Here is a 26,750-nt window from a genome sequence, read left to right on the forward strand (position 1 = left end):
CGAATTCCTTTATTGATATTACGGACTTATCATTGCTGATAGTTACATGAGAATTGTAGGCAGTATACATGGTTTATTTGTATAAATTTGTAACGAAAAGTGAATACTTGGAGCAACCTCTGTGAGGTTAGGAGAGGGAGTGTAAAGATGCAGCCTACAGAAAAAATTACGGTTAATCAATTAGGTATTATACTATTCTCTTTTGTCGCTTCCACGATCATCTTAACGCTTCCGGGATTGATGGCGATGTTTGCCAAGCAAGATGCTTGGATTTCCGTATTCCCATCTACGTTGACCGGATTCTTAAGTATTTGGGTGATGGTTCTGCTTTCGAAACGTTATCCTGGGTTGACGATTATTCAATACAGTCAAAAAATTCTCGGGAAATGGTTAGGAACATGTCTGGGCTTATACTACATCTACTTTTGGTTTATGTCCCTTTCAGTTATGACCATACAGCATACCTATTTCATTAAAGCGCTGTTATTACCAAGAAGTCCGTCCATCATAGGTAGTCTGACGTTATTAATCCTTTGCGGTCTTGCTGTCTATATGGGTATAGAAGTCATAGCAAGATGCACGGAATTTTTGACACCAATGAAGTTAATTTTTTTGTTGCCGCTCTTGATTTTGACGATTGGGGCAGCTGATTCTGAACAGCTTAAGCCGATTCTGGGAGACGGAATTCTGCCGGTTTTACAAGGAGCGATCCTTCCGGGAGGCGCATTCATGAATCAATTGTTTATTCTAGGGTGGCTTCTTCCTTATTTGAATCAGCCGAAAAAGGCATACAAGGTCTCTCTGTTAGCACTTTTAGGAATATTTATTTTTGTATTTATCGTTGTCATTTCAGCAATTATGATTCTCGGTTCATTAACAGGTCAACTGAACTATTCGTATTTAAGTGTCATGCAATACATTGGAATTGAAGGTTCATTTGAACGTCTAGAGGCAATCGCTGTTATGATATGGGTTATTGGAAGCTTTTCGAAAGTGTCCGTGTCGTTATTTATTTTGTGTATTAGTATAAGCCAGATTTTCGGTATCCAAAATTATCGTGATCTCGTTGCACCGTTAACCCTATTGTGTCTCATTGGATCGGTCTGGGTTTTCAAGAATGGTGCGGAACTTCAAACGTATCTGACTTTGATTTACCCGAGCGCTGGTTTTGTCACACAAAGTCTTATCCCATTGCTACTTCTCATGATCGATTCGCTCAGAGGAAAAGTGAACCGTTCACTGCATTAAAAGCATAGTTCCAATGGGTTCAAATATAATCTTGAACGGGACAACCATACTCGGCAGGTTGACCCGGAAAATTAGTAAAGAACCGACAACAGAGGATACACCAATTAATGTGCCGAATACTGCGGCTTCTTTGTTTTTATGCATGCTCAGGAAAGAGCGAATTCTAACAAAAGACCATACAAGCAAGAAACCTACATATACGATTGTATAGAAAATCATTTTTTGATCTCCTTTCTCTCCAAGTGTAAAGGAGGACCTGCCATCCCGCTGCCTAGAATGTTGATCGACACTTCAAGCGAAACGTCTACCTCTGGAAACCTATCATTCCACCCAGCTTTCAACGCTTTCCACTGTTTCGGCTTATTGCGGTATATTTCTCGGCCGAACCCAACACTATCAACCTTGTACTGCGACTGGACCTTAGTTAATGTATCTTTAACTTGTTTTTCGACGGAGGTCTCCAATGCCTTCTGAACAAGCTTAATGTTCTCTGGTTTACGAATATCTAAATTCGTCGTATTTTCCCAAATGTTACCTTCCCCTTGCAGCTGTATCTTGAATGTAACCTGATCACCAATAATCTGCGGGGTGATTTTTCGGTTTGCCTTGGCCAGAATCATCCCAACTGTTCCATCAGTTTCGGGTAAACTGGCGTTAAGACTGCCGTATTCCATTCGATCTGTCACCCATAGAAGCCCATTGGTTTCACTTTCATTTAGAAATCCTGCTAATTTGAAATCTTTAAAAATGGCAGACCCAGCTAGCTTAAATATATGGTCTTCTTTTAAACCTTCTGTTATGCCATCAGGTGTTATAGCTCCCAATACCGGACTGATTCCCTCTCCAGATGATGCTTGAAAAAAGTCGCGTAATGTAATCGCCAACTCGTTATTTAAAGCTTCCATTTCTTTAATTGCTTCGCTAGGCACTTGTTCAAAGGGGTATTTTACTTTCAAAATATCCCGTCCTTCTCCCCCCTTAACCACCATCATGTATGTTTTTAACCGTTGTTTCGAATCGTGCGTGTAAATGTCGAGAATATCTTCAATCCCACTTTTGGATAACCGCTCACCTATAAAAATAACAACGCGATGTGCCGTAAACAACCTGCGAGAACTCTTTTTCTGAAGCCTATAGAATGCTTCGTTAATACTCTTACCTACAGCAGATATCACAAAAAACTTCTCATTGCCACCTCCCCCACTCCCCGGTCCTCCCTGAGAGGAAGAAGGGATCGCAATTTGATGCGATAAGATATAGTCCCCATCATCCGTTATGTCAAATGCCGTCCCCATAATGAAGGCAAGATCATTAATCTCCGTACGATCCCAACACCCGCTTGTGGTCAATAGTGTGAATAGCAAACCAATGTAAAGGAATGGTTTCATTATGAAGATCCCTTCCCTTTCCCCGCATAATCTGGACTTGGTTTTTGACCAGCCGGCTCACGAACCGGATTGTTAGCTGCTGTTGATTGCGGACGTTGCGTTTTCGCCCATATCGGCGCCCGGATGATGACATCCTTCAAGTCGGAGAAAGTCAGCGGAGCTGCTGGAGTGAAATAGGGGACACCGAATGATCTAAGAGATGAGATATGCATCACAATGCCGATCAACCCAACTACAATGCCATAAAGTCCTAGCGTACCCGCCAACAATAGCATGGGAAACCGTAGTAATCGGATGCCATTAGCGAAGCTATAACGGGGAATCGTAAAAGCTGCAATACCCGTAATCGATACAATAATGACGACCGGAGCGGAAATAATACCCGCAAGCACAGCCGCTTGGCCGATAACCAATGCCCCAACAATGCTGATCGCTTGCCCGATCTGTTTCGGTAATCGAATCCCTGCTTCCCGTAAGGCTTCAAAGATAATTTCCATGATGAAGGCTTCGATGACAGCTGGCAAAGGAACTGGCTCTCTAGAGGAGGCAATACTTAACACCAGATTGGTCGGAATCATTTCTTGATTGAAAGTCGTAATCGCCACATATAACGGAGGTGCAAATATGGCGATACTGATGAAAAGGAATCGAATCCACCGGACAAAAGTTGCAATTGGCCAGCGAACATAGTAATCCTCACTTGCTTGGAGACCTGTCCAGAACGTCATGGGAACAATGAGTACAAATGGAGAGGTATCAACAATAATAGCTACTTTCCCTTCCAATAACTCGGCAGCAACAACATCTGGTCGTTCAGTGCTATGCACAAGTGGGAAAGGAGAATATGGACTATCTTCAATAAATTCCTCCACATACCCGGAGTCAATAATGCCGTCAATTTGAATCCGAGATACTCGCTCTCGAACTTCCGCAATGACCGTTTCGGAAGCAATACCAGCGATATACGTAATGACAACTTCGGTTTGGGTAAGCTCACCGATCGTTACACATTCCATTTTAAGTCTTGACGTTTTCAGTCTACTACGGATTAACCCAATATTCGTTGATAGATTCTCAATAAATCCATCCCTCGGACCACGAATGACAGGTTCAGATGAAGGTTCTTCAAGGCTTCTTTGTGATTTATTGTTCACTTTGACCATCATGACATCACTGTTACCAATGGTAAGCACAGCTGCTTGGCCTTTTAACACTTGTTTGACAATTTCACTTATTTTGGAAGTAACACACGTCAACCCTACAGAGATAATATGATCATCCAGTGATTCTGTTTTCTCAATGATGACATGTTCCTGATTGTCAGACCTAGCAATCATCGGTTTCAATACATAGTCGTCAATCAGAACTTCATCAACAAGGGTTGCGAAGTAGATAAGTAGCCAATGATTTTGTCCACACATTTGAACTTTGCGAAAAACAATATCATCACTGTTGTGGAATATACGTCTAAAAATAGATTCATTGTGCTCTATATCAGTAGTTAATTCGGAGTCCTCTTCTTCAGATAGATGATCCTCAGGTATAATGGGATACCCAGGTTTCGTGTATAGCCATTTCCTAAACCATTTCACTGAATGAGCCTCCTACAGAATAACTAATAATACTAATTTTCCATTTTTTCTCTAAAAATATTCTAAAGATCGTGATCTCGTTTTCTGCTCCTTATAAAAAAAGAAACCTGCCTTATGAGCAGATTTCCATACCACCTGAATGACAGCCGAATCTCCAAGTCTCTCTAATTATTCTTTTAACCACGCGTTTGCTAACGCAATTGCGCCTCTAGCCGCCGCCGTGTTCGCCAAAGCGTTAAGCATAACGAAATCATGAATAATACCTTGAAAGCGGACAGCTGTAACATGAACACCTGCTTCGCGCAGGTTATTCGCATATGCTTCGCCTTCATCGCGTAAGACATCGGCTTCAGCCGTAATAATGAGTGCTTGCGGGAGTCCCGCCAATTGCTCTGTGGTGGCGCGCAGCGGTGCAGCATAGATCTCTTCTTTATCCCGCGGCTTCGCCACATACTGCTCCCAAAACCAAGCCATACCATCTTTCCGAAGGAAATACCCGGTTGCGAATTCCTTATAAGATTCCGTATTCAAGCTCGAATCCGTTACAGGATAGAAGAGCAGTTGTTTATGAATCTTTGGACCACTGCGATTTTTCGCCATCAGTGTAATGGCAGCGGTCATGTTTCCGCCTACGCTGTCACCAGCTACATAGAGGCGGTCCGTATCGAGCCCGTTGTCTTTACCGTTATCGGCAATCCATTGCAAGACGGCGTAAATTTCTTCGATGGCCGTAGGATATTTGGCTTCCGGCGAAAGGCTGTAGTTCGGGAATACAACGCACGCCTCTGTTCCGACCGCTAACTCTCGGATAAGGCGGTCATGTGTATGTGCGTTGCCGAATACCCAACCGGCGCCGTGTATGTAAAGAATGACCGGCAACTTGGCCGTTACGTTTTTCGGTCGTATGATCCTGATCGATACTTGACCGCTCGAACCACCTTCAATCACTTTGTCTTGAATGTCGACCGGTAGTTTCTTAATATCTCCGGATTGGACGGCATCGACCGTTTCGCGCCCTTTTTCTGGACCCAGGTCAAATAAATACGGTGGGTTTTCATTATCTTGCACAACTTTAAGCGCGGCTGCTTCTAAAACTACTTTTTGTTCGTTTGGCATGAAAAACATCTCCTTTGGGAATGATCCAACTGGGTTCTTATCCCTCTTGCTTTGCCCACTTGGATCGATTAACAGCATAGGCCTCTCCCTTCCCTTTAACCAAAATATTGTTTAGCGAACCAAGTTGCCTCCAAGCAAAATCCGTACGATTGATTATGACAGTACGGGTGACAGCCCCGCCGCCCCAAATCACCAATACATATTGTACCATTGATTCTTGGTCTTCTGAAGACATGTACTCCCGAGTACGGGCAAGAAACTCAAATACGGTAATCAGAAGGGTTCTCATTGTTCCGTAAGTTTAACTTCAGTTCCTATCTCAGAACGCACCATTCTCATTGGGAGAATTCTCCGGTATCAGCTGACCGACATCCCAGAATTCGACTATGAGGTCGTTATGGAAGCGGAAGATATGGACGACAGTTCCTCCAAGGTCTTCATGATTTTGTTTTACATAGGAGTGAATCGCAACAATATCCCCCTCTTCGATGGTATGTTTGATCTCAAGTATTTTCTGTGGATGCATGATTGCGTTCTCTTCCATAGCAAGCATAAGAGATTCAACATCACCGCGAAAAAAAGGATTGTGATGGCGGAAACCCAGACCAATATACCTCCGGTATGCTTCGCGCACTTCACCTGATGCCACAAGTTGCAAAAATGACACTGCTTTATCTTTGAGAGAAGTCTCCATTACCATTCAACCTTTCTTTAATTTGTTTTATAGTCCATCCATCTTCTTCTTTCATTTTACGAATTTCCTCAAGACGCTTTAGTGCTAATTCACGTGGGTATCTTCTTGTCAGTCTTGTATCCTCTTGCTCAAATGGGATCATAGCCTCTTCCGTATAATATTTAATGGTACTGTATCGAACTCCAGAAAGTTCAACCAACTCACTAATACTCACATACTCTGATGATAAAATGTTATCTAAACTTCTTTTTCTCCCCATATTTTTTCTCCCTTATGTTGCTGCAATACTTGAACCTATAATCCAGAATCAAGATTTTGGATAGCGATATCAATCGTTCTAATTTTTTTATAAATGTCCTCTTTACGCAATATCTCTAGTTTTTGCTTTAACATTTTTTGTTCGTAATCAGAAAAATAATCTTTTAGCATACTTTTAGTGTTTAAAAATAACACCAAGGCTACTGTATAGTCTTCTACATTTCCATTCTCTAATAACTCAGCTCGAATTTTCTCCACGATGTGGTTCCGTGTATTTGCTACATCCTTATACTTTTTTGCTGGAACAATGAATAAAACTTCCGTATCTTCAATCTCTAGAACTCCTTTATCTACAAGGCTTTCTATAACCATTTTATAAATTTCTCTTTGTTTGAAGTAGTAAAAGTAAGAAACCCACGCCTTTAGCTTCTTTGGGTTCTCAGCAATCATAATTTCGAGTAATCTGTCCAAATATTTTTCACCTGCAGATGCTGAGTTAGAAATTCTGACCGTATCATCGTTATCAAATGTAACGTTGCCATTTATAGAAAGTTCCACTATACAAGCCATTACCGTATACAAACCAATATGCATACGAAAAATAGAATTTAATTTATTGGTATCACGATCTAATGCAAGTAAGACAAACTCTTGAGGTAATGATAAATTTTGTAACATGGCGGTATCATCCTTTCGAAGATTTTTACTTACTACTTACTACTTACTACTTACTACTTACTACTTACTACTTACTACTTACTACTTACTACTTACTACTTACTACTTACTACTTACTACTTACTACTTACTACTTACTACTTACTACTTAGAATATTGCACGAAATACAATTAGTCAAAGGGTTTGTTAATCGATTTTTCAAATCACAATTACCATGATATAAATAAAAAAGCCTGATTCCCATTCCTCAGGCTTTTGCATTTAAATCTATGTCCACTATCCGTACTTTTTTCAATTATGGTAACTGTACGAATGCTGCGATTTCGTGCATCCGCTCATGACGAACATCAAGAACATGAATAAGCTCAGAACCGTAAACAACATAATTCGATGTCCAGGAAACGTGCTAAGGTTTTTCCCGACGTTTATCTTGTTCAAGGCCATTCTCCCCTCTCCAACTCCGATCTCCTATACGCTATCCTATTATAACCTGATCTCTTGGGACAGACATATACTAGATTAATAAAGCCAGAAAGGGGGATTACGCCACAATTGAATCTCCTCCTCCAATTCTTAGAAGATTACTCTCAACGCGTGTTTCAGAAATTGTTAACATTCTGTCCGTAACATGAATAAACTGCCAGCATGCTGGCAGCCTATTCAAACCTCAAAGAATTGCATGTAGACCTGAAAGATAAACAAACATAATCATGCGTTCAACACTTGTCCGTCTATCAAAAGTCTTTCACGGAGCTTGGCGTAATCGATCTCCTGCACGGCGCAGCCTGCTTCCAAGGCGAGCGCTGCTGCGGTTGCAGCAGATTGCCCGAGTATCATGAATACGGGCTCCATACGAATCGAACCATAGGCAATGTGAGAGGAGGACAGACAAACCGGTACGATCAGATTCGAACATTCCTCGCCTTTGGGTACGATAGAGCGATAGGAAATCGGGTAAGGTCCACTAGGACTGATTTCTACATTGCCTTCATTGACGCAACGTCCATCCAACACAATTCTTCGGCAGTTATGGGAATCCATGGTATAAGCTGCCAGACCAATGGAGTCTTCCTCCACTGTATACTTACGGCAGTGATGCTCAGTCATCACGACTTCGGCAATCATTCGGCGTCCTTCCCTTATATAAAGCTGGTGCGGCCAACCGCCTGTTTCTTTGAACTCGTCAGCAGGCAGTCCCCACTGGCGTGCTTCAGCACGAACATAAGAAGGGACCGATTCATCGTTGGCGAGAAAATAGAGCATTCCGAGATTATAGTTCACATGGTCCTGAAAAATAGCCTCACGCGTGACATAATTCCCCTCCGGCCAATGATAGTTGGCCCCGATATGATCGGTGCTGAAAGCGCCTCGGTTGTTGAGATCGGACTTACCCCTGGGCATAATTTTATTCAGCTGCATGGCATCCCATACACCGGAATTAATGTACCTCAATAGCAATGCAAATCGGTCGGGGTTGTAATTCGGCGGCTCAGGGAAAGCGATCCGGTTGTTCGGAACATTCGTCAAGCATATACGGAAATTGTAAGCTTGGACGGTACGGTCACCCTGTCCCTGGTAGCCTGGCGCTTCATCGCTGATACCCGGAAGCAGCCCGCTGTCCGGCTTCCCTACTATCCTGTATGGATCGGTCCAGGCATAGAAATTATGCTTCGGATGTCCGAAGTGAATGCCGTTTAAAGTTTCTCTGTATACCGAGTTCGCTTCCCGGCCCACATGATAAGACACACCAGCCCGAGCAAACAGATCACCTTCGTAGGTAGCGTCTATAAAAATAGAGGCTGCAAAGGTATTGCCGTTTTCCATCCGTATGCGGACAATTCTGCCGTTCTTCATTTCGACCGAGTCCAGATGTTGTTGGTAATAGACAGGCGTCCCCGCACGTTCTAACCATTCGTGAAAAATCGATTCCGCAATATGCGGCTCAAAGGCCCATGCGGCTCCATCCGGCTCATCGCTGCCATAATGTTTGCCGATTGTGCGGTAAAATTCCCGAGAAATGCCTCCGATTGCCTCTTTGTTTCCAACATCGGTACGACCTAACCCGCTTGCTGTCATCCCTCCCAGGTGCGTGCCGAACTCGGCTATAACAGGGCGGAGCCCCATCCGACTTGCTTGAACGGCTGCAGCTATCCCCGCAGGAGTAGCGCCATAAATGCATAAATCCGCTTCGATATGCTCCGGCTCTTTAGCAGCTGTCTGCTGTGCATAATAGTTTAGTTTACTGAAATCAGTCATCTTCTTTATATCTCCTTATCCCTAGGGTTCTATCTATAAGAACTGCGACTGACTTTATTCTTCGCAGCTTAAAACCATCCGCCTACAAATCCAACGATATCCCAGTTGCCGTCCGTTCTCCCCTTTAAGGTGATTGAATCACCGGGATTTGCGGATTCGAGTTCTCCCTTGAGACCGGAAGGGGTCCTGATCGACGATCCGGACTGCGGCGTTAGTTTAATCGGATAAGGTGACTCAATAACTACCGTAAATTGCTGTCCCTTTTTAGACTGTGGCAGTGTGAACGCTGAAATGCTGGAAGTGCCTGCATTGGTAAGAAGATGTCCGTTGGCACCAGGGTCAATTGCTGCTACGGAAGCCAGTGTCATCTCAGGCATCGGGTATAGATCTGCAAACACCTGATCTGCGGATGGATCTACATACAACAGACGCTGTGCGCCCCCACTAGCCGTACAGTTGACAAACCTGATGTTACGAATGGCTTCTGAGCTATTCTTCTTAACCGAAAATCCGCGTGTAATCAAAGGCACAGGTCGCTCTTCGATCGATGCACATTCCACAAAATCTACATTGCCGATGGCCGTTCTTGGAAACTGCGGTACAGTCGTTACAATGAATGAAGAACCGTAACCGTAGGGGTCTTCAGGTGCGTTTACCGTATTGCAATTTACCGCTCTGCAGCGTATGAAGGACACTTTAATGCTTTCCGGGGAGCTTGATAATACCGAAAACCCGGCGTATTGCTCTTTTTCCGCCATGCAATCGATAAATTTTACCTCTCCCTTGACCGCATTCGCTCCTTCCGCGCCATAATTGACCGAGCTACCGAAGGAATTGCTTTTGGTGCGGCAATGCTCAAAGGTAATATCAACACGCTCATTGGCAGCAGTCATCCGATGAAGAGTCACGAGAAAGCCACGCCCGACATTGCCCTCAGCAACACAATCCACAAACCGAATTTTTTTCAAGACATCTTGACCTGAATTGTTGTTGGGCTCGATATCGACACCACTTTTCGGTGCTGTGCCGGTCGTGTTCGTGAATCTGCACCTCTCTACCAGCAATCCGTCCACGCTAATAACGGAAAGACCTTGCCTGCGATTATTATTAGCTACACAGTCCCGCAAAACAACGTCCTTGCAATAGGGTTGTGACGCCTCGTAATTGCCGATATAGAATCCATCCCCACCGCTGTCGTTGGCATGAATTCCTTCGATGACAATGTTTTCCGATCCGCTTATATCGAAAATATGTGCCTGCTCTCCGGAGTTGTAAGCAGGTTTGTTCATTTGAAAGGTAGCTCCGTTGCCGATGATATGCACATGTTTCGCATTCTTAATTCGGATCAGTCGCTCGTAAGGTGATTTTCTGTTTAAACTGTCAATTGCTTGGATGACGGTACCAGATTCACATTCGATGACAATGTCGCTCGGCACGATCAGTTGACCGGTCAAATAGTAACCGACCCGCTGCTTCGGGATATACAGCCTTTTACCGGCAGCGGCGTTAATGGCATTCTGCAAAGCTTGTGTTTCTACAGTTACACTGTCACCGATAGCGCCGAACCAGGATAGCAGAATGGTTTCGCCGATTATTCGCTTAAATCTTTTGCCACGTGTTGTAACGACTACCGTTCCGGTATTGTCTACCGAAGTCGTATCTGCGCTGTCGAGTAGAAAATAACCTTCCTTCCCCGCATCCGTCACATAATAAGCAGCCTCAGGAAGCAGATCAGCGGATGTTCGCAACCCGCTCAACGACACGGACAAGCACATATCGATATTGCGTAAATCGGTCAGCATTAATTTTTGGCCTAACGGACCGTATACGTTTTCCGTAACGGATGATTTCGCTTCCGCTACACCTTGAAACCTAGAGTTGAGCAGGCCCCCTGTGGCAAAAGCTACTCCCGCCGCTCCAATTGATGCTAGCAGCTTCCTCCGATTAATCCTCATCACTGATGTGCCTTCTGTGGAAACTTCCGTAATTTCATCATTTGGATTTGTCTGTTGGTTACGCATACCTAAAACCCCTCCCAGAAATATGTTGGATTAGCTTCCATTATTAAGCTGGCGTGACGGATAGTTGACCTGCATCGGTAACTGTCACTATAAATACGCTTCCATTTGGCGATTTCAGCTTTAGCGACGAAGCACTTAGCGCTCCGGCAGAGCCAATCGGTTCCCATACACCGGGAGAGCCGTCAGAGACGCAAATCCAGCCTACTGGTGACAGTGTGGAAGGCTGAACGTTCCACAGGATGGAACCGCGTTTGCATGTTCCCGTAACAGGTAAGGCTGTAGCCCATCCCGATATCATATCCTTCGTCTGAATTTCAGGTGATGTCCAAACCTTCAGATTCGGAGCCCCGAATACGGGAGTCCCCGTGCCTGCGAACACGTTTCCAGTTGTAATCCGAAGGTCTGAGCCCACTGCCGCCGTATCGATTTGAACGCATTTCCCCGCGCACTCCGTCACATTGCCGTCGAATAACGTCTCCGTCACCACGCCGCCAAACCAGTAGCCAACACTTCCAATATTGACCAACTGATTGCCGGTGATGAGATGACGCCCTGTCGCCTGCGGCCCTGCAAACCGGACGGCTCCATTCGAAGAATTGATATCCTTAATCAAGTTGTCTGTGAATTGAACGGAAGAGCAATTGGTAAATGAGACGGCTATTGCTCTTGCCGACTCGATCCGATTGCCAGCGACGATCGGAGCTTCTGAATTCGCGATATTCCAGCCAGATGCACCTGTTGCATAATCGCGGTTTCCGCTGATTTCAAGTCCCTTGGTCACATTAGAGCTTTGGATCATGCGGGCGTCGGAGACAGACCCGTAAAAATCGTTGTCCTTGATGGTCACCTGCACGGTAATTGCCGGAGCACTATTACAGCGGAAGAAATATCGCGCTTGGCCCTTATTTCCCGTAATTGTTATCCGTTTGTTCGGAGAAGCCGTATTAGGATTGTAGGAATTAATGAAATAAATTTCGCTATAATACTCGTTCTCTGTAATCCAGATATCTTCAACGATATCCGAGCCCGTAGAGGAGCTATTCGGCTCCAAGTCAATGGTGGCAACATACGGAAAGGAATCCTTGATCACATTGCCTTCGATCCACACTTTACGGCCGGAGACGACAGCGACTGCACATCTTCTTGGATTGCTGAGTACGTTGTCGCGTATATGCACATTCTCGCTGGGCGCAATATAATCGGAACCAATATAGACACAGTCACCGTAAGGCGCAAGTAAGACATTGTTATGAATAAATACATTGACGGAATTAGCGATCCTGACAAGATGAGACTGCTCGTTGACTGTGCCGGTTGTGTAACCGCCATTCAGGTAAAGTCCCGTGACATGGAGTCCTCCGCCCTGATAATTATGAATTTGCAGCATGCGTTTCTGCTCAGACCCATCGGAACCGTCCATTCGAATTTCTGGCATACCAATTCCGATCATAGAAGCCGTCAGCGAGACAGAACCACTCAGCTTATAGAAGGACGTCGTCTTGGGGACAATCATCGGCTTACCGGTAGCTGCAGCGGAACGGAAGGCATCTGTGTCATCCGTAGTTCCATCTCCGACAGCGTTGTAGTCAAGAACATTGACCCAACCTGGATCGCAAGTTTCCAGTAGTGCTAACCCTTGCTGCTCGTACACATTCTCGGTCACAGAACTGCCTGCCGCTGCTGCCGGCGTTCCTAGTAAACTCATCACCATTCCACCGGCTGCTGCCGTTAAACCAGCCGTTCCTAGTACGGCAAGCAAGCTTCTCCGAGTCATCTTACGGGCTTGGCCGGTTTCTTCCTCTTGCACGGGTATTTCCAACTGGCGCTGAGTATCGATCTCTTGAAGTTTGACATCATGGAGCTCTGAATCCTTCATCATAATCCCTCCTACATGGTAAATATTCGGAAATATGTAGTTCGACTCATAGGTGTACAATACTTCTTGCTTCGGCTTACATACTCGTCTTCCAGCTAACCAGATTTGGGCTGCGAATCTAATAGTAGACAGGCGGTTAACGCAGCGGACCAGTGAAAATCGCGGATCACGTCAATTTTCCTTCGTATATCGTATTGTTGCAGAGGTGGACCTTTCCGGCTGCAAGCGAGCGGTGAAGTCTTGGCTTCGGCGTCGAAATATTCAAAAATGACGCCATGCCGCTCATACCAGGACTGCACGGCATCAATTGTTCGCTCCGCCAGTTTGTTGGCTTCCTGCTCTTTCCCCTGCTTGCGCAGACCCGTAATAATCAGATAATTCGTGCTGATCCACACAGGCCCACGCCACATATCCGTGGAGTACGTAGGCTCGGATACAGCCGTGCTGGGAATAGGCAATGGCGTACCAAAGTGCTGCGGATCATGCAGCATCGTGAGCAGACGCTCCGTTCTTGTTTCCTGTAAATCCCCAAGCAGCATCGGCATAAAACCGCTTACCGCCTTCACTTTCGACATGCTTCCGTTCATGGCAAGATCATAATAAAATCCGTCTTCCTCGTGCCACAGTTTACTATGTATGCTTGCCGACATGGCAGCTGAACGACGGGACCATAACAATGAACGCTCATGGTCTCCCAGCTCTTCAGCAATACGCGACATATATGTCATATCAGCAGCTGCATAGGAAGAAAAATCCACAGCGTCCAGCTGTGCCGCCTCATCGAATCGAGGTGAATTATCCATGCCGGATTCACCGGATCGGCAGAGTGGGTTGCCCTCGATCATCCATTCCAGCAGGCCATTTTGATTATTGTCTCGGTGTGTGAGGATCCATGCCATATAAAGCTCCAGACGGGGCAGCGCATAGGACAGATCGGTCCAGCGCTTCGTAAATCGGAAGTTCTCCCAAACACCCCATGCCAATATGGGAGGCTGAGTAATCGAAGAAACCGTGCCGTCCGCTCTGCTCATATGCGGAATCATCCCATCTTCTAGCTGAGTTTCGAGCACACTCTTGAGAAACATCCAGGAGGTATCGGCATGAATCCTGTTCATGGCGAAGGAATGAAATACCGAATCCCACAGCCACATGGCTCGGTGGGGTACTCGGTCGGGAGTCGACCACATCTGGCCGATTGACGCCTCAGCAGAAAGGGTATTCACTTTCATGACACTTAAGCATTTTTTAAGCAGCCTGGCTCTTGCAGGATTTCGAACCACTGGCAGCTGAGCATAGAGGTTCAGTCTTTCCTTCATCACTTGATGTCGATCTAACAGAAGGGCGTCGACTGCTCGATCTGTCGCTTCGGCTGCATTCGTCCCGAAGGCCAATGCCCAGGATCGTTCATCCGCAGCCAGCAGAAGCGCAATGACATCCCCCTTACCAACATCCTCTGTGATTGTTAATTGTCCTCCATCGGAGAGAATCTCAGTACGCATTGTCAGCCCGTTCCTGTTCTCAAGCCCGTCGTCCACGAACGCTAGAGTCACGTCTCCATCTCCAGGTAGATGACCGATCAACGTATGCCAAGCTGCATACATCATCATTATTTCTCCCCTATCCGTTTCGGAGATGAGCACGTCCCCTGTAGCGATCCGCACCTTACCGAAATCGGCAGTTCGAAGCTTAAGCAGTCGACGCTCTGGCGTATGAAAAAGCAGATCGTAACCTGCCGATCCTACGGTTGCGACGAATTGCGACCGTGTGTCGGTTTCGCCATCAAGCCCTGAAAATGCAAACAGAGCTCCCTCTCCCCAAATATCGGGCATATTCGTCCAATCAGATGCTAGCGAAGCAGGCCCCATCTCATTTCCCTCCTTTTTTCCTTATTCTTGATTCCGGGCGGCCAATCCGCCGAAGAATAAAGTATTTCAGTCATCCTTTTAACCCCGCAGACGCTACACCTTGCACGAATTGCTTCTGGGCGAAGAGAAACACAATCAGAACCGGAAGAAGCGTAATGACGGAACCCGCCATAATGATTGTCGTCTTGTTATCCACCTCATTGCGTAGAAACAGGAGTCCTAGTGGCAGCGTATACAGCTTTTTATCCTGTAAATAAATAAGCGGCTCAAGCGTACTGTTCCATGAACTGATGAAGGTAAACACAGCTAGGGCCGATAAGGCAGGCTTTGTCAGCGGAACGTATATTTTATAAAAAATGGTCCAAGGATTCGCTCCGTCGACCCAAGCTGCATCATATAGTTCCTTCGGAAGCGTCTTGTAAAACTGGTGCATCAGAAAGATGCCGAAGGCGCCTCCCAGAAAGCTGCGCAGGTAAAGCGGATAATACGTATTTAGCATACCTAGTTGTTTCCATATAAAATAAGTAGGAATCATGGTGACTTGCGATGGCAGCATCATCGTGCCCAGCATTGCCAGAAAAATAAGGTTGCGTCCTTTAAATTCGAAAAAAGCAAGCCCATAGGCGACGATTGCGCAAGAGGCAACCATGCCGACCATATCAAGCACAGTAATTAATACGCTATTCATCGCGTATCGTACAAAATTAACCTCGACCCAAACCTTATAATAATTGCTCCATTCAATCGGATGTGGCCATAATTTTGGCGGCAACGTTAGTTCATCGCCCGGTTTCATTAATGATGTAGTGAGCATCTGCAAAAAAGGAACCAGCATGAACAGCATGCCGCCGATCAAGACGATATAAGCGGCCCACTGTAGACCAAGCGATTGTTTACTCATAGTGGACCCACCTCTTCTCCATTTTTTTCTGAAATAACGTGACCAGCAGAATGATTGCAAATAATCCCCATGCCCATGCGGATGCAGCGCCCATCTTCGCGTTCAGGAACGCGTCCCGGTAGATCAGAATGTTCGGAACCATATTCCTGTCATGAATGGAGTTTATGTCGCCTTTCTCGCCAAGCATGACCAGAAACACATCAAACGCGTGAAACGCCGAAATCGTCGAAAGGATCATGACCATATAAACCATCGGGGATACGAGTGGTATCGTAATTTTCGTGAAATATTTCCAGCCGTTGGCACCGTCAATCCGGGCGGCTTCCATGATTTCTTTGGAAATGTTTTGCATACCTGCGAGAAGCAGCACCATGGAATATCCGGCACCTTTCCAAATATTCACGATGGCAATTGAACCGATGACCAACCACCACTTTTCACTCCGGATCCAATTTACCCTGTCTAGACCCAATGAATCCAGCATCCAATTCAGAATCCCGAACTCGTTATTGTAAATCCATAGCCAGACCAGCCCTCCTGCAACCCATGGCGTAATGACTGGTAAGAAGTAAATCAGTCGAAAAAACGTTTTTCCACGAATTTGCAGATTCAACATGTAAGCCAACAGCAAGGAGACCAACGTCTGACCCGGTACGAACAGCAGAGCGAAGTAGAACACATTGCGCAGTGCCAGCCAGAACACGTCATTTTTCACCATTAACGACCAATTTCTCAAACCGATCCAATGCGGCGCGTTGAACAAATCCCATTTCGTAAAGGTTAAATAAAACGAGAAGAAGAATGGGAACAGAAAGAAGACGGCCAATTGTATGAGAAAAGGGAGGGTGAAGCAGAAGCCCCACCAGCCTTGTTTGCGCATCGTAACACCTCATTCGACCGGACCTGAAGCCCGTACTTATTTATTCTCGTCCAAAACGGATTGCACTTTTTGCTGGATTTCCTTCGCTCCATCAGTTGGTGCTTTTTTGCCATCGAGGATATCATTCAGGATCGGGGTTGCCGCTGCGCGCCATTGATTCCATGATGGGTTCTCATCCAGCGTGCCTCCTGCCTCCTCGACACCTTTCGTAAAAGCTTGCTTATTGGCCGGCTTGCTGCTCGACTTCTCGAGAGCTACGAGCGCGGTTTTCTTCACAGGAAGGCTCGCACCGCTTTCGGAAAGAAACGTCTGTGCTTCGTCGCTCAAATAATATTTGAGGAATGTCCACGCCGCTTCCTTCGCTTCCGGTTTCGCCTTGGAGTAGATCAGCCATTGGTTGACGACTGTAGGGACGAAGCGTTTGCCGTCAAAACCAATGGGAACCTTGACGACATCCCAATCCAGATCAGGTTTGTTTTTATTCAAGTTGACTTGACCAGAATATTGCAGGAACGTCATTGCTGTTTTTTCACTTTGAAAATAATTCTGATTCGTTTGCATCTCTCGAGTCGGGCTGATTTTATCCTTAAGGATCGTATCGGCCCAACGAGTCAAGCCTTCAACAGTCTTGGGATCACTGAATGTTGCCTTCGTCATGCCCGCATCAAGCGCTGAGCCCCCGGTCGATTTGATCCAAGGAATCCAACCCTGAGCAATAGAGCTAGCCGTCTGGAAACCGTAAATATCCGTTTTCCCATCACCGTCCGTGTCCTTCGTCAACTTCTTGGCCGCATCAATCATATCCTGGAAAGTCCAGTTGTCAGTAGGGAAAGGAACATTGTTTTGTTGGAAGATTTTCTTGTTATAAACGAGTGCGTTCGGGTTGACGCCATGCGGAATGCCGTAAATTTTACCGTCTGGCGTCTTGGCGGACAGCAGGGATTCGATATAATCCTCCGTCTTTAAGTCCCGCTTAATATAAGGTTCTAGATTTTCGGCAACGCCTCGCGTCCCGTAACCAAGGATAACGGCATTTTCCTGAAACCAGATATCAGGCGCGTTATTGCCCGCGATATTCGTTACTATTTTAGTTGTAAAATCAGCCCAAGGCGCTTCTTCGATCTGCAGCTTGATGTTGGGATATTTCGCTTGGAAGCCGTCGATGATTTTTTTACTTGTGATGTCATAGCTGCCTGGCAAGCCGATCTTTAAATTAACTTCTTTCGGAATGTTCGATGTTACGCTAGGGCTAGATGGACTGACCGCAGGGGTATCCGTAGTCGTTTCTGAGGAGCAGGCTGCAGCTGAAAAAGCAATCAAAACTGATGCGGATACAAGTTTGAACATTTTCATACAAAAACCTCCCTTTTGAGAATGGACGAATGAATTTGCTAAGAGCTTGCATGTTACACGTGTTCGTAAATGCACGAACTTAAATGCGTCCCGTAGATTGGCGCACATTCATTTCGCATTTGATCTCAATATCTGCCATGTCTTCTTGTCCTTGCCCCTCTTTGCTCCCCATTATTTCTAATGCAAGCACGGCCAGCTTTCTAATAGGAGGACCGATCGTCGTTACGGGAATCTCCATTCTTTCCATTTCCGGAATATCATCATAAACGATCAATGAGTAGTCGTCGGGCATACGAATCTCCCTGTCTCTGAACAGCTTGATCAGTCCGAAGGCGTAAGATTGGTTGTCGACAATAAAGGCAGTCGGTCTATCGGGACTGTCCAGCAAATCCGCAACACGCTTCTCCGGAAAGGAATCCCCTTCTTTGGCGGCAATCACGTAATGCTCATGGTAATCCAGTCTCTGTTCCAGAATACCTCTAGTGAAACCCAACTGTTTCTCGTAGGAGTCCCCGACGAAGGTAATTCTGCGGTGACCATAAGCCGCCAAATAGCATACGGACTCATAAATGGCTCCGCTTCGGTCGACGCTGATCCGGTGCGTCCCCTCTAAGGTGCCGCCTCCCATCAGCAGCATTCGCCCTTGAAAGAGCTCCTTCTGCTTGATGAAAGCCATATCTGGCTGCCAACCTGGAGGACTCCAGAAGATGATCCGATCGACAAAATGCTCGTTAAATGCACGAAGTCCTCGAGGCGGATCAGCCAGCGAAATCATCACATCCAGTCCACGCCTAGCGGCTTCCTGCTGAATCTGCAGGCTGAGGTGATGAAAGAATAGCGCTTCTGATTTCGGCCACAGTAAGCCTATGGTCTGCGTCTGCTTGTCAGCCAGTCTTCGTGCCGCCTGATTGGGGATATAGTTCATCTGTTCGGCTATATTGACGATTCTTTGACGGACTGCATGGCTGACCCCCGGAGATCCGTTCAACGCTTTCGATACGGTGGGATGGCTCACTCCTGCTGCACGGGCGATATCCTTAATGGTTACTTTCATGGATTGCTTAGTTCCTTTCAACTTACACATGTCTATGATAATTTAAGTATATTACACGTGTTCGTAATTAGGAATACTTTTCCATAAAAATTTAAAATCTTACTAAACTCTCGATCTCAATCTGTCGACCGGTTCGCATGGAGACATTTCCAGCGATCCCCGTCAATATGGATATGGCTCCATCTACATGCGAGGCAGCTCGGTTCAATCTATCAGACGCTGGTTCTCCAAATAGATCGTTTAACAGTATCGGATCTCCTCCGCCATGCCCTCCGCTTCTTTCCTCTATCTCGACCTCATAAGCCTTCTGGAACATTGGCTGTACGGTTAGCTGCTTATGGGAAAGTGCGCCCTCATCCTCTTTCTCACCCGCTGAGTTGATATATGATCGTTCCACAACCTTAAGCTCCATACGTCCTTTGCTGCCGTTAAATACAACATTGAACCCTTCCCAAGGTTGGTAAGCGTTTAATGAATAAGTTAGTATTGCCTGGTTCTCGTATCTAACGATGACGCCTAGTGTATCTTCGATACTAATTCCGTCGCCGAACACGCTTTGATCCCGTTGATAGCCGTCAGCGATCTCCGCATCCAGATACAACGCCTTTAAATGATCATTGGAATCCAGATGCAGCGCGAACGGATCGTTTTTAGCCACCTCGCTGCCAAGTGCTCGTTGGTAAAATTGCGTCACGCCTCTGCGTTCCGCATTTTCGCGTCCATAATACATGAGACCGCCCATGGCAAATACCGATTGCGGGCGGGTGCCCAGCCAGAAATTAACCAGATCGAAATGATGAGTCGACTTGTGAACGAGCAGACCTCCACTATTTCGTTTATCCCTATGCCAGCGACGGAAGTAATCGGCTCCATGCTCGGTGCTGAGCAACCATTCGAAATGAACGGAATGAACGTCGCCAATAACGCCGTCCATAATCAGTTCGCGCACTTTGGTGTTATGCGGTGCATACCGGTAATTGAAGGTGACTCTGAGGCTGCGCCCGGTCCTACTCACTGCATCAAGAATATCCTGGCACTTGTCCTCGTCAACTGTCATCGGCTTCTCGCTTATAACGTCGCAGCCCAGTTCCATAGCTCGGATAATGTACTTATGGTGCGTTCTGTCCATGGTTGTTACGATGATGGTGTCGGGCTTCTCCTTCTCAATCATAGTATCGAACTCTTCTGCACCGTAGACGGCAATTTCCGGATGTGCGTACTTTTCTTTGAGCAATCGATTTGCATAAGATAACCTTACAGCGTTAATGTCACAAAAGGCGACGAGCTCGGTACGATCACGGTATCCTTCAGCGAGAGCCCCATAAAAAAATTCGGCGCGGCCGCCTGTACCGACCAGTGCATATTTTTTTTTCATCATAGCCTCTTCCCCTCTTCAGTTGTTAGTACGCTTTCATTGTAACGCAATAAATCATCCCTTTCTGCGGAATATTTGCGATAATGTCCCGCTTTCTTTGCATTTTTTGCGTATTTTTCAGATGATCGTGCTATAGTGAGGAAAAAGGAGGGGACAACCTGATGCAGAAGGAAATGTTCATCCATCATATGAAACGGAACGGCTACTACACCATGCAAAAAAACCATTTTCACGACCGATACGAAATATATTATTTAATCAATGGGGAACGGACATATTTTATCAAAGACCTGACCTACCGAATCCGTGAGGGTGATCTTGTTTTTATTGATAAATACGAGCTTCACAAGACAGGCGACACAAGTCTGCCGAATCACGAGCGCATTTTGATCAATTTTACCGAAAGCTTCCTGAACCATTTCAGCCAACCGCTGTTATATGAGCCATTCCGGATGAAAATCAGACTGCTTTCTGTTCCTCCTCATGAGCAAGAGTGGGTGCATCGATTGCTGTTTGAGATGCTGAAGGAGTCAAACGATTCTCTGCCGGGATACGAAACGGCGCTTCAGTCTCAACTGGCCACTCTGCTGATCTGGTGCGCACGCCGGTTGAACCGAGGAAGCGGAGCGGATTTTGAACACGAGAGCCCTGCGCATAAAAAAATTGCCGAAATCGTCGCCGCCATCAACGGCAGATTCGAAGAGCCACTATCTTTGAACGCCATTGCCAAGGAGCATTACATCAGCCCCTATCATCTAAGTCGAATGTTCAAGAAGGTTACCGGATTTTCCTTCGTTGAATATGTTACTAGCATCCGAATCAGTGAAGCGCAGCGACTGCTCAGGGAGACCGACTGGAAGATAACGTTGATAGCCCAACGTGTCGGTTACGAGAACATAAGCCACTTCGGACGCGTCTTTAAGGAACTAGCCAAAACTAACCCACTTGAATACCGTAAAGCAGCCATTCGGGATGGTCATTAGATTTTTCAATTAATCCTAGGAAAAAACAAAAAAAGCCGTCGCGTATATGGCGAGGGCTTTAATCAATTCCTTTTACTATGCTAAACCATAATCTTTCGCTAAACCACCAAGACCGTCTCTATATCCACTGCCTACGGCCGAGAACTTCCACTCACCTGAATTCCTATATAACTCACCTACGACAACAGCCGTTTCAATTGAGAAATCTTCACCTAGGTCAAAACGAATGAGTTCTTGGCTATCCGCTTCATTTAGAATACGAACATATGCATTGGAAACTTGTCCGAAGTTTTGATTACGCTCTGCCGCTTCGTGAATCGTAATAGCAAAAGCAATTTTATCGATATTTGCAGGAACCGTCGATAAATCAACTTTAATTTGCTCGTCATCACCATCGCCAGCACCTGTACGATTGTCACCATTATGTATAACAGATCCGTTCTCATTTTGCTTGTTGTTATAAAAAACAAAGTTTTTTTCGTTATCCACTTTACCTGCAGCGTTAGTGCAAAAAACAGAGCAATCAAGATCGAAGGCATTGCCGCCATCGTATTTATTTGTGTCCCAACCAAGGCCTACAAAGATTTTTGTAAGCCCCGGATTTGTTTTTGTAAGATCTACTTTCTGACCTTTAGATAGATTGATTGGCATAGAATGTTTACCTCCACTTTATTGTTTTTATTGGTAACGTTCAGCTAAGTCATCGATGTGTGCTGCGTGAGCTCCCTCGCATAAATGAGAGTGCCTCCTCTCGACAGTGAAATTTTTCTCTGCAAGATACATACGACGATACTTTCAAATAGTTCCAAAATAAAAAATGAAAAAGGCCGCCGAACATTTTCGGTAGCCTCCTAGCCTAGTCTTTCTGAAGCTATTGTCATTACTCGTCTTAGAACGATTTTTTAGTGCAACTACTTGATGATTTACAGCTGTAACGGCTGACAAGTTCACCCGATGCATGATAAAGCTCCACGTTATCATACGAATTATCGTCCCAGATTTCACTCTTAGACCATATTTTATAGTAAGAATTAGCAGGGAATCTGGAAACGGTCTCCGCAAAATTACCACTGACGACAGAAACAGTATCTTCTTCTGGTCCTATACCGTATGCCCCGAGAATATGCATCAATCGTTTGAATGGAAACCAAGCTGGTACTGTTTATGTGGATGGAGACTGGATCTATTACACGCACCCCATGGATGAGCGAAAAATCTATAAAATGAAACTAGATGGATCTATAAACACCAAGATTGGCGATGTGGTAAGTACTAGCCACCTTATTGTCGATAAGGATTGGATCTACTTCTCTACGTTTGAAATCATTGGACACCCTAGAGATTACAATCTTTCCCCAGAGAATGGCGTCTATAAAATGAAAACAGATGGTTCAGGACTAAGAAGCTGCTCAGCGGCATATCGATTGCAAATATGTCTATTACCGGGGATTCGATAAAGTAGATCTAATAGCTAAAAATGTTACTCTCTTACATGAATCAGCTGTACAGACTTTTGATGTAGCAGGCGATTTAATTAAAGTCACTTTTGCTAACCCTGTTACGTTCTCATGGATCAACTGGAAAACCAAGGAAATGATCGAGTATCGCTAGTTCTAAAATAAGAAAAAGAAGGATGTTCCTCGACATGAATATGCCGTGGAACATCCTTTTATTTCTGCAACCTCAATTCGACATTTTCCAGATATCTTTATTGTACTTAAATTTAGAAGAATACTCCACGATAGCCGAAACCTTCAATTCCAAATGAGGAAATGAAGGTTTTAGCTGGTTTCGAATACTTCCGGTACTGGTTTTCTATGAAATGCTTTCATATCTTGAAGCGGCGGAAGCCCGAAAAGCCTGCGATATTCACGACTGAATTGAGCCGGGCTCTCGTATCCGACCTCCAGCGCGGCGACCGTCGCGTTCGCGGTGCCGTTCAGCATGAGGCGTCTCGCTTCCTGGAGTCGGAGCTGCTTCTGGTATTGCAGGGGAGCCATCGTCGTGACAGCTTTGAATTTATGATGAAGTCCTGAGACACTCATTTTGGACGATCTCGCCACCTCTTCGATTGTGAAGGTTTTGTTGTAATTCTCCTTTATCCATTCAATGGCTCTACTGATCCCTTCATTCTGCTGGTCCATGAAAACACGCTGAACAAACAAGTGCCCATAATCGCCCGTAAGCAAGCGAAAAATCATCTCGCGCTTAATCAGCGAAGACAGAAAGCGGATTTCAACCTCGGACTTGCCTCGCAGCTCCAAAAGCCGTATGAATAAGAGTTGCAAGTGTTCATCAGATTTGCCTACGTAAGCTCCAGGGCCCAGCTTTTGGTCGAGCGGCTTAACGGTGATACCGGTATCCGTCATGACAGAAGCAATCTCTTCCGCCGTTACATCGATTCGCAAGCCGAAATACGGCGATTGCCGCGAAGCGCCAATGACTTGACCAGAGGCCGGTATATCGATCAACGAAACCAAATAGTCGCCTGCGCTATAATAGATCGTGTCCTGACCGAGATGAAGCTTCTTACCTCCTTGTAGAATCAGGCAAAAAGAGGGGGTGAGAACGCCGGGTATGATCGCTGTCGGCCGGTTCCGCCGGACTAGCGAAAAAAAGGGAACTGACGTCTCCGTACGACCCTCTGCAAGATGAAGGGAATCCACCATATTCACTAATTGATCCAATTTCGACTGCATGGGAACGTCCCTCCATTCCTTCTATCCTCTCCTATTATACGCCTTTCCACTAAGAGCGCAAACCTGTTTATTGAACAATTTGGATTATCACTTTGCAGTATTGATCAATTTTTTAGCAGAAATGAGCTACTTCCCGTTGCCGATTCGCGTCATAATAACTGTTATAAAGTGAAAGGGAGGTTATCCTCTTGAAAAAACATTCGAAACGAATTATTTTGACGATTATCGTCGCCTGTCAGCTGATGATGGTGCTCGACGCTTCCGTCTTAGTTACTGCATTACCCGAAATCGGCAGCACACTCCATCTGTCTACGGCCGCTCTGACTTGGGTGCAAAACGCTTATATTTTGGCGTTCGGAGGCTTCTTGTTGTTAGGTGCTCGAGCTGGGGACATCCTAGGAAGGAGAAAAACATTTACCGCGGGGATCGCCTTGTTTTCGCTGGCCTCGATGTTGGCTGGCTTGGCGCCGTCCGCTGAACTTTTGCTAGTGGCACGCGCATTGCAAGGAGTGGCAGCAGCGATGGCAACACCTTCTGCACTCGCCTTGTTGTCCGTAAGCTTCTCGGAAGCACGGGAACGGTCGAAAGCAATCGCAGTTTACAGCGCCGTATCCGGAGCAGGAGGCAGCGTCGGTTTAATCGTCGGTGGATTGTTGACAGATCTCATCTCTTGGCGCGCCGGGATGTTCCTCAACGTACCGATCGGCGTCGCTCTGCTTCTTATGGTTCCTCGATATATGCAGGAGACGGAGACCAAAGTGGGCAGACTTGATATCATGGGAGCCATGACGTCAGTGATCGGCATGACGGCACTGGCATTCGGCTTCGTTCAAGCGGCATCTGTCGGATGGAAAGCGCCGGAGGTATGGGGTTCGCTTGCTCTCGGAGGTGTCTCGCTAGTTGCTTTCGTGAGGATCGAAGCACGGGCGAAAGAGCCGATTACCCCTCTTCGCCTGTTCGCGAACCGAACACGATCCGGAGCCTACTTGGGTAGGCTGTTGCTCTTGTGTGGAAATTATCCGATCTTTTTCTTCGTTCCGCAATTTTTGCAAAAGGTCCTTCATTTCAATTCTTTGCAGGCTGGACTTGCAATCATGCCGTTCACGGCCGTTCAGTTCGGGATGATGTATGCGATGCCTACGCTTTTAGCCCGATTCGGGAACGCTAAAGTATTAATTGCCGGGTTGATAATCGCGATCACAGGAACAAGCTGGCTGAGCCTCATTTCGGCTGAGTCGAGTTTCCTTCCTCATTTGTTTTTCCCTTTGATCGTCATGGGGTGTGGTGCTGGTATGATTTTTCAGCCATTTACGACACTGGGGTTGTCCGGCGTGGATGCCAAAGATGCAGGCGCAGCGTCAGGGCTCGTCAACGTCGCTCATCAGACCGGAGCGTCGCTTGGGCTCGCTGTTCTGATCGCTGTCTTCGAGGCCGCGAACCGGCCGGAAGTTCCATCAGATACGTCTTTCTCTCATGCAATCTCCGTCTCGCTCGTGGGTTCTGCCGTTTTCCTGACAGCTTCTCTCCTAGCGGTCTTGATTTTGCTGCTGCCAGCGGAGAGAGCGCAACGTGTCGTCGCGGCTGAACCGCGTAAAGCGTCTTGAAGCTTTCAATATTTTTTTATTGTTCCATCTGCAAGACGAAATATGAGTTCAGTATTTTCACCAAAGCAGGCCGTCAATGTGGTTGGTGAGATTTATTCTAGTCATCTTTGCTTTCTAAATTTAAGTACTTCTATAATCAATTCTATTGAACAAAAAGCCACCGTTAAAATCCCAATAAAAGATAACAGATATAGAATGAATCTAACCGTTATATAAGCCAATGGCATGCTATCGAATAGATGTTGTATTGTACTCACTGCAAAAGAATTATTTAAAAAAAGAAGAAGTACACCAGCAAATATTCCGTAAAGTAAATTATTTTTATGATCCATAAAAAGCTCCCTTTTAAAAATATGATTATCAATTTCCATACGACTATAGGTGACTAGCTTCGTTATTTTGTTTTTTCTTAAGAAAAGGCAACCAATCCATTAGGGTTGGCTGCCATTTTCATTTAGCTATTGAATTCAAGTTACGTGCTAAGTTATTAGCACCAACCTCTCTCAGGCCAATCAGCCCCATATATCGTTGGAAAAAGGGCAAGCATGATAACGCCACTATAAAATACTTTTAAACCAACAGCTACTGCCTTTTTTCTAAAATTTGTTTCAACGCCATCCTTTGAATCTTGTTTCTGGTTCATTTCTAATTCCTTCATATTATCCCAACCTTTCTTTATGTATTTGTAAATTTTACCAAAAATTTGGATTCATACATATAGTACAAAAGAAGCAATTATAACATAGACAGCGGAGTAAAAGTCTGGGTTTGTTCAGTATACAACTTCAACGCATCCGTAAATTGAGAATGAATATCATTAATATGCAAGTATAAAAATTTCCAAAAAAAGAAGCCATCTTTACGTCTAAAACGCTAAAGTTGACTTCTCTTATTCACGATTATTCTTA

At 45.6% G+C, this 26,750-nt stretch carries 25 protein-coding genes; 4 read left to right on the forward strand and 21 right to left on the reverse strand.

Features of this window, described 5'->3' with window-relative positions; translation table 11 throughout:
• Positions 1 to 147 precede the first annotated feature (147 nt).
• Complete coding sequence (locus tag ACSQ8O_RS26025; protein WP_436244023.1) at positions 148 to 1,248, forward strand: GerAB/ArcD/ProY family transporter; 1,101 nt, start codon at positions 148 to 150, stop codon at positions 1,246 to 1,248.
• On the opposite strand, the gene ACSQ8O_RS26030 is transcribed toward ACSQ8O_RS26025, so the two are convergent.
• From ACSQ8O_RS26030 to ACSQ8O_RS26110, 17 genes are all read right to left on the reverse strand, one after another.
• Positions 1,237 to 1,467 (reverse strand): hypothetical protein, encoded by a 231-nt coding sequence (locus ACSQ8O_RS26030; protein ID WP_436244024.1) that lies wholly within the window; start codon positions 1,465 to 1,467, stop codon positions 1,237 to 1,239. The two genes, ACSQ8O_RS26025 and ACSQ8O_RS26030, sit on opposite strands and share 12 nt — an antisense overlap.
• Positions 1,464 to 2,636, reverse strand: coding sequence for a Ger(x)C family spore germination protein (locus ACSQ8O_RS26035; protein WP_436244025.1), 1,173 nt, complete (start codon positions 2,634 to 2,636; stop codon positions 1,464 to 1,466). Before ACSQ8O_RS26035 ends, ACSQ8O_RS26030 begins: the two co-directional genes overlap by 4 nt.
• Positions 2,636 to 4,228, reverse strand: a complete 1,593-nt coding sequence (locus ACSQ8O_RS26040; protein WP_436244026.1) for a spore germination protein — start codon at positions 4,226 to 4,228, stop codon at positions 2,636 to 2,638. The genes ACSQ8O_RS26035 and ACSQ8O_RS26040 overlap by 1 nt, the downstream gene beginning before the upstream one ends.
• A gap of 168 nt (positions 4,229 to 4,396) precedes the next feature.
• Entirely contained in the window at positions 4,397 to 5,344 is a 948-nt protein-coding gene (locus ACSQ8O_RS26045; RefSeq protein ID WP_436244027.1) for an alpha/beta hydrolase, read from the reverse strand.
• A 37-nt stretch (positions 5,345 to 5,381) separates the two neighbouring features.
• The gene (locus tag ACSQ8O_RS26050; RefSeq protein ID WP_436244028.1) at positions 5,382 to 5,633 is read right to left on the reverse strand and encodes a hypothetical protein; all 252 of its coding nucleotides are present in this window, start codon (positions 5,631 to 5,633) and stop codon (positions 5,382 to 5,384) included.
• A 30-nt stretch (positions 5,634 to 5,663) separates the two neighbouring features.
• Positions 5,664 to 6,038, reverse strand: a complete 375-nt coding sequence (locus tag ACSQ8O_RS26055) for a nuclear transport factor 2 family protein (protein ID WP_436244948.1) — start codon at positions 6,036 to 6,038, stop codon at positions 5,664 to 5,666.
• The gene (locus tag ACSQ8O_RS26060) at positions 6,016 to 6,297 is read right to left on the reverse strand and encodes a MerR family transcriptional regulator (RefSeq protein WP_436244029.1); all 282 of its coding nucleotides are present in this window, start codon (positions 6,295 to 6,297) and stop codon (positions 6,016 to 6,018) included. The genes ACSQ8O_RS26055 and ACSQ8O_RS26060 overlap by 23 nt, the downstream gene beginning before the upstream one ends.
• A 35-nt stretch (positions 6,298 to 6,332) precedes the next feature.
• Positions 6,333 to 6,974: a GOLPH3/VPS74 family protein gene (locus ACSQ8O_RS26065; protein ID WP_436244030.1), complete on the reverse strand. Its 642-nt coding sequence runs from the start codon at positions 6,972 to 6,974 to the stop codon at positions 6,333 to 6,335.
• A gap of 709 nt (positions 6,975 to 7,683) precedes the next feature.
• Complete coding sequence (locus ACSQ8O_RS26070) at positions 7,684 to 9,231, reverse strand: FAD-dependent oxidoreductase (RefSeq protein ID WP_436244031.1); 1,548 nt, start codon at positions 9,229 to 9,231, stop codon at positions 7,684 to 7,686.
• A gap of 68 nt (positions 9,232 to 9,299) precedes the next feature.
• Positions 9,300 to 11,252: a right-handed parallel beta-helix repeat-containing protein gene (locus ACSQ8O_RS26075; RefSeq protein ID WP_436244032.1), complete on the reverse strand. Its 1,953-nt coding sequence runs from the start codon at positions 11,250 to 11,252 to the stop codon at positions 9,300 to 9,302.
• 43 nt (positions 11,253 to 11,295) lie between these two features.
• Entirely contained in the window at positions 11,296 to 13,131 is a 1,836-nt protein-coding gene (locus ACSQ8O_RS26080; protein WP_436244033.1) for a right-handed parallel beta-helix repeat-containing protein, read from the reverse strand.
• A gap of 92 nt (positions 13,132 to 13,223) precedes the next feature.
• Entirely contained in the window at positions 13,224 to 14,993 is a 1,770-nt protein-coding gene (locus ACSQ8O_RS26085; RefSeq protein ID WP_436244034.1) for an amylo-alpha-1,6-glucosidase, read from the reverse strand.
• A gap of 70 nt (positions 14,994 to 15,063) precedes the next feature.
• The gene (locus ACSQ8O_RS26090) at positions 15,064 to 15,894 is read right to left on the reverse strand and encodes a carbohydrate ABC transporter permease (RefSeq protein WP_436244035.1); all 831 of its coding nucleotides are present in this window, start codon (positions 15,892 to 15,894) and stop codon (positions 15,064 to 15,066) included.
• Positions 15,887 to 16,774: a carbohydrate ABC transporter permease gene (locus ACSQ8O_RS26095; protein ID WP_436244036.1), complete on the reverse strand. Its 888-nt coding sequence runs from the start codon at positions 16,772 to 16,774 to the stop codon at positions 15,887 to 15,889. The genes ACSQ8O_RS26090 and ACSQ8O_RS26095 overlap by 8 nt, the downstream gene beginning before the upstream one ends.
• Positions 16,775 to 16,810: 36 nt before the next feature.
• A complete protein-coding gene (locus ACSQ8O_RS26100) occupies positions 16,811 to 18,127 on the reverse strand; it encodes an ABC transporter substrate-binding protein (RefSeq protein WP_236291471.1) in 1,317 nt (438 codons plus the stop codon).
• Positions 18,128 to 18,206: 79 nt separating this feature from the next.
• Entirely contained in the window at positions 18,207 to 19,181 is a 975-nt protein-coding gene (locus ACSQ8O_RS26105; RefSeq protein WP_436244037.1) for a LacI family DNA-binding transcriptional regulator, read from the reverse strand.
• A gap of 91 nt (positions 19,182 to 19,272) precedes the next feature.
• Positions 19,273 to 20,559 (reverse strand): Gfo/Idh/MocA family oxidoreductase, encoded by a 1,287-nt coding sequence (locus ACSQ8O_RS26110; RefSeq protein WP_436244038.1) that lies wholly within the window; start codon positions 20,557 to 20,559, stop codon positions 19,273 to 19,275.
• 158 nt (positions 20,560 to 20,717) lie between these two features.
• Between ACSQ8O_RS26110 and ACSQ8O_RS26115 the strand changes: the two genes are divergently transcribed.
• Positions 20,718 to 21,539, forward strand: coding sequence for an AraC family transcriptional regulator (locus ACSQ8O_RS26115; protein ID WP_436244039.1), 822 nt, complete (start codon positions 20,718 to 20,720; stop codon positions 21,537 to 21,539).
• A gap of 75 nt (positions 21,540 to 21,614) precedes the next feature.
• Here the strand turns inward: ACSQ8O_RS26115 and ACSQ8O_RS26120 are convergent, their stop codons facing one another.
• Positions 21,615 to 22,190: a TerD family protein gene (locus ACSQ8O_RS26120; protein ID WP_436244040.1), complete on the reverse strand. Its 576-nt coding sequence runs from the start codon at positions 22,188 to 22,190 to the stop codon at positions 21,615 to 21,617.
• Between the two features lie 485 nt (positions 22,191 to 22,675).
• On the opposite strand from ACSQ8O_RS26120, the gene ACSQ8O_RS26125 reads away from it, so the two are divergent.
• Positions 22,676 to 22,996: a DUF5050 domain-containing protein gene (locus ACSQ8O_RS26125; protein ID WP_436244041.1), complete on the forward strand. Its 321-nt coding sequence runs from the start codon at positions 22,676 to 22,678 to the stop codon at positions 22,994 to 22,996.
• A 324-nt stretch (positions 22,997 to 23,320) separates the two neighbouring features.
• On the opposite strand, the gene ACSQ8O_RS26130 is transcribed toward ACSQ8O_RS26125, so the two are convergent.
• Positions 23,321 to 24,238 carry an AraC family transcriptional regulator N-terminal domain-containing protein gene (locus ACSQ8O_RS26130; RefSeq protein ID WP_436244042.1) on the reverse strand — a complete coding sequence of 306 codons (918 nt, stop codon included), beginning with the start codon at positions 24,236 to 24,238 and terminating at the stop codon, positions 23,321 to 23,323.
• 188 nt (positions 24,239 to 24,426) lie between these two features.
• Here ACSQ8O_RS26130 and ACSQ8O_RS26135 point away from each other — a divergent pair, with 188 nt between their 5' ends.
• Positions 24,427 to 25,842 carry an MFS transporter gene (locus tag ACSQ8O_RS26135; RefSeq protein ID WP_436244043.1) on the forward strand — a complete coding sequence of 472 codons (1,416 nt, stop codon included), beginning with the start codon at positions 24,427 to 24,429 and terminating at the stop codon, positions 25,840 to 25,842.
• Positions 25,843 to 25,943: 101 nt separating this feature from the next.
• Here the strand turns inward: ACSQ8O_RS26135 and ACSQ8O_RS26140 are convergent, their stop codons facing one another.
• Both ACSQ8O_RS26140 and ACSQ8O_RS26145 read right to left on the reverse strand, forming a co-directional pair.
• Positions 25,944 to 26,213, reverse strand: a complete 270-nt coding sequence (locus ACSQ8O_RS26140; RefSeq protein WP_436244044.1) for a hypothetical protein — start codon at positions 26,211 to 26,213, stop codon at positions 25,944 to 25,946.
• Between the two features lie 116 nt (positions 26,214 to 26,329).
• Complete coding sequence (locus ACSQ8O_RS26145) at positions 26,330 to 26,500, reverse strand: hypothetical protein (RefSeq protein WP_436244045.1); 171 nt, start codon at positions 26,498 to 26,500, stop codon at positions 26,330 to 26,332.
• Between the last annotated feature and the right edge of the window lie 250 nt (positions 26,501 to 26,750).

The sequence above is a fragment of the Paenibacillus sp. LjRoot56 genome (assembly GCF_964253335.1).
Taxonomy (GTDB): domain Bacteria; phylum Bacillota; class Bacilli; order Paenibacillales; family NBRC-103111; genus Paenibacillus_E; species Paenibacillus_E allorhizoplanae.

Excerpts from the sequence above, each read along its gene's own strand:
- ACSQ8O_RS26105 (WP_436244037.1), bottom strand. The coding sequence starts at position 19,181 with ATGAAAGTAACCATTAAGGATATCGCCCGTGCAGCAGGAGTGAGCCAT.
- ACSQ8O_RS26145 (WP_436244045.1), bottom strand. The coding sequence starts at position 26,500 with ATGAAGGAATTAGAAATGAACCAGAAACAAGATTCAAAGGATGGCGTT.
- ACSQ8O_RS26140 (WP_436244044.1), bottom strand. The coding sequence starts at position 26,213 with ATGGAAATTGATAATCATATTTTTAAAAGGGAGCTTTTTATGGATCAT.
- ACSQ8O_RS26050 (WP_436244028.1), bottom strand. The coding sequence starts at position 5,633 with ATGAGAACCCTTCTGATTACCGTATTTGAGTTTCTTGCCCGTACTCGG.
- ACSQ8O_RS26110 (WP_436244038.1), bottom strand. The coding sequence starts at position 20,559 with ATGATGAAAAAAAAATATGCACTGGTCGGTACAGGCGGCCGCGCCGAA.
- ACSQ8O_RS26060 (WP_436244029.1), bottom strand. The coding sequence starts at position 6,297 with ATGGGGAGAAAAAGAAGTTTAGATAACATTTTATCATCAGAGTATGTG.
- ACSQ8O_RS26030 (WP_436244024.1), bottom strand. The coding sequence starts at position 1,467 with ATGATTTTCTATACAATCGTATATGTAGGTTTCTTGCTTGTATGGTCT.
- ACSQ8O_RS26120 (WP_436244040.1), bottom strand. The coding sequence starts at position 22,190 with ATGCCAATCAATCTATCTAAAGGTCAGAAAGTAGATCTTACAAAAACA.
- ACSQ8O_RS26045 (WP_436244027.1), bottom strand. The coding sequence starts at position 5,344 with ATGCCAAACGAACAAAAAGTAGTTTTAGAAGCAGCCGCGCTTAAAGTT.
- ACSQ8O_RS26085 (WP_436244034.1), bottom strand. The coding sequence starts at position 14,993 with ATGGGGCCTGCTTCGCTAGCATCTGATTGGACGAATATGCCCGATATT.
- ACSQ8O_RS26025 (WP_436244023.1), top strand. The coding sequence starts at position 148 with ATGCAGCCTACAGAAAAAATTACGGTTAATCAATTAGGTATTATACTA.
- ACSQ8O_RS26065 (WP_436244030.1), bottom strand. The coding sequence starts at position 6,974 with ATGTTACAAAATTTATCATTACCTCAAGAGTTTGTCTTACTTGCATTA.
- ACSQ8O_RS26130 (WP_436244042.1), bottom strand. The coding sequence starts at position 24,238 with ATGCAGTCGAAATTGGATCAATTAGTGAATATGGTGGATTCCCTTCAT.
- ACSQ8O_RS26070 (WP_436244031.1), bottom strand. The coding sequence starts at position 9,231 with ATGACTGATTTCAGTAAACTAAACTATTATGCACAGCAGACAGCTGCT.
- ACSQ8O_RS26100 (WP_236291471.1), bottom strand. The coding sequence starts at position 18,127 with ATGAAAATGTTCAAACTTGTATCCGCATCAGTTTTGATTGCTTTTTCA.
- ACSQ8O_RS26095 (WP_436244036.1), bottom strand. The coding sequence starts at position 16,774 with ATGCGCAAACAAGGCTGGTGGGGCTTCTGCTTCACCCTCCCTTTTCTC.
- ACSQ8O_RS26080 (WP_436244033.1), bottom strand. The coding sequence starts at position 13,131 with ATGATGAAGGATTCAGAGCTCCATGATGTCAAACTTCAAGAGATCGAT.
- ACSQ8O_RS26075 (WP_436244032.1), bottom strand. The coding sequence starts at position 11,252 with ATGCGTAACCAACAGACAAATCCAAATGATGAAATTACGGAAGTTTCC.
- ACSQ8O_RS26115 (WP_436244039.1), top strand. The coding sequence starts at position 20,718 with ATGCAGAAGGAAATGTTCATCCATCATATGAAACGGAACGGCTACTAC.
- ACSQ8O_RS26090 (WP_436244035.1), bottom strand. The coding sequence starts at position 15,894 with ATGAGTAAACAATCGCTTGGTCTACAGTGGGCCGCTTATATCGTCTTG.
- ACSQ8O_RS26055 (WP_436244948.1), bottom strand. The coding sequence starts at position 6,038 with ATGGAGACTTCTCTCAAAGATAAAGCAGTGTCATTTTTGCAACTTGTG.
- ACSQ8O_RS26035 (WP_436244025.1), bottom strand. The coding sequence starts at position 2,636 with ATGAAACCATTCCTTTACATTGGTTTGCTATTCACACTATTGACCACA.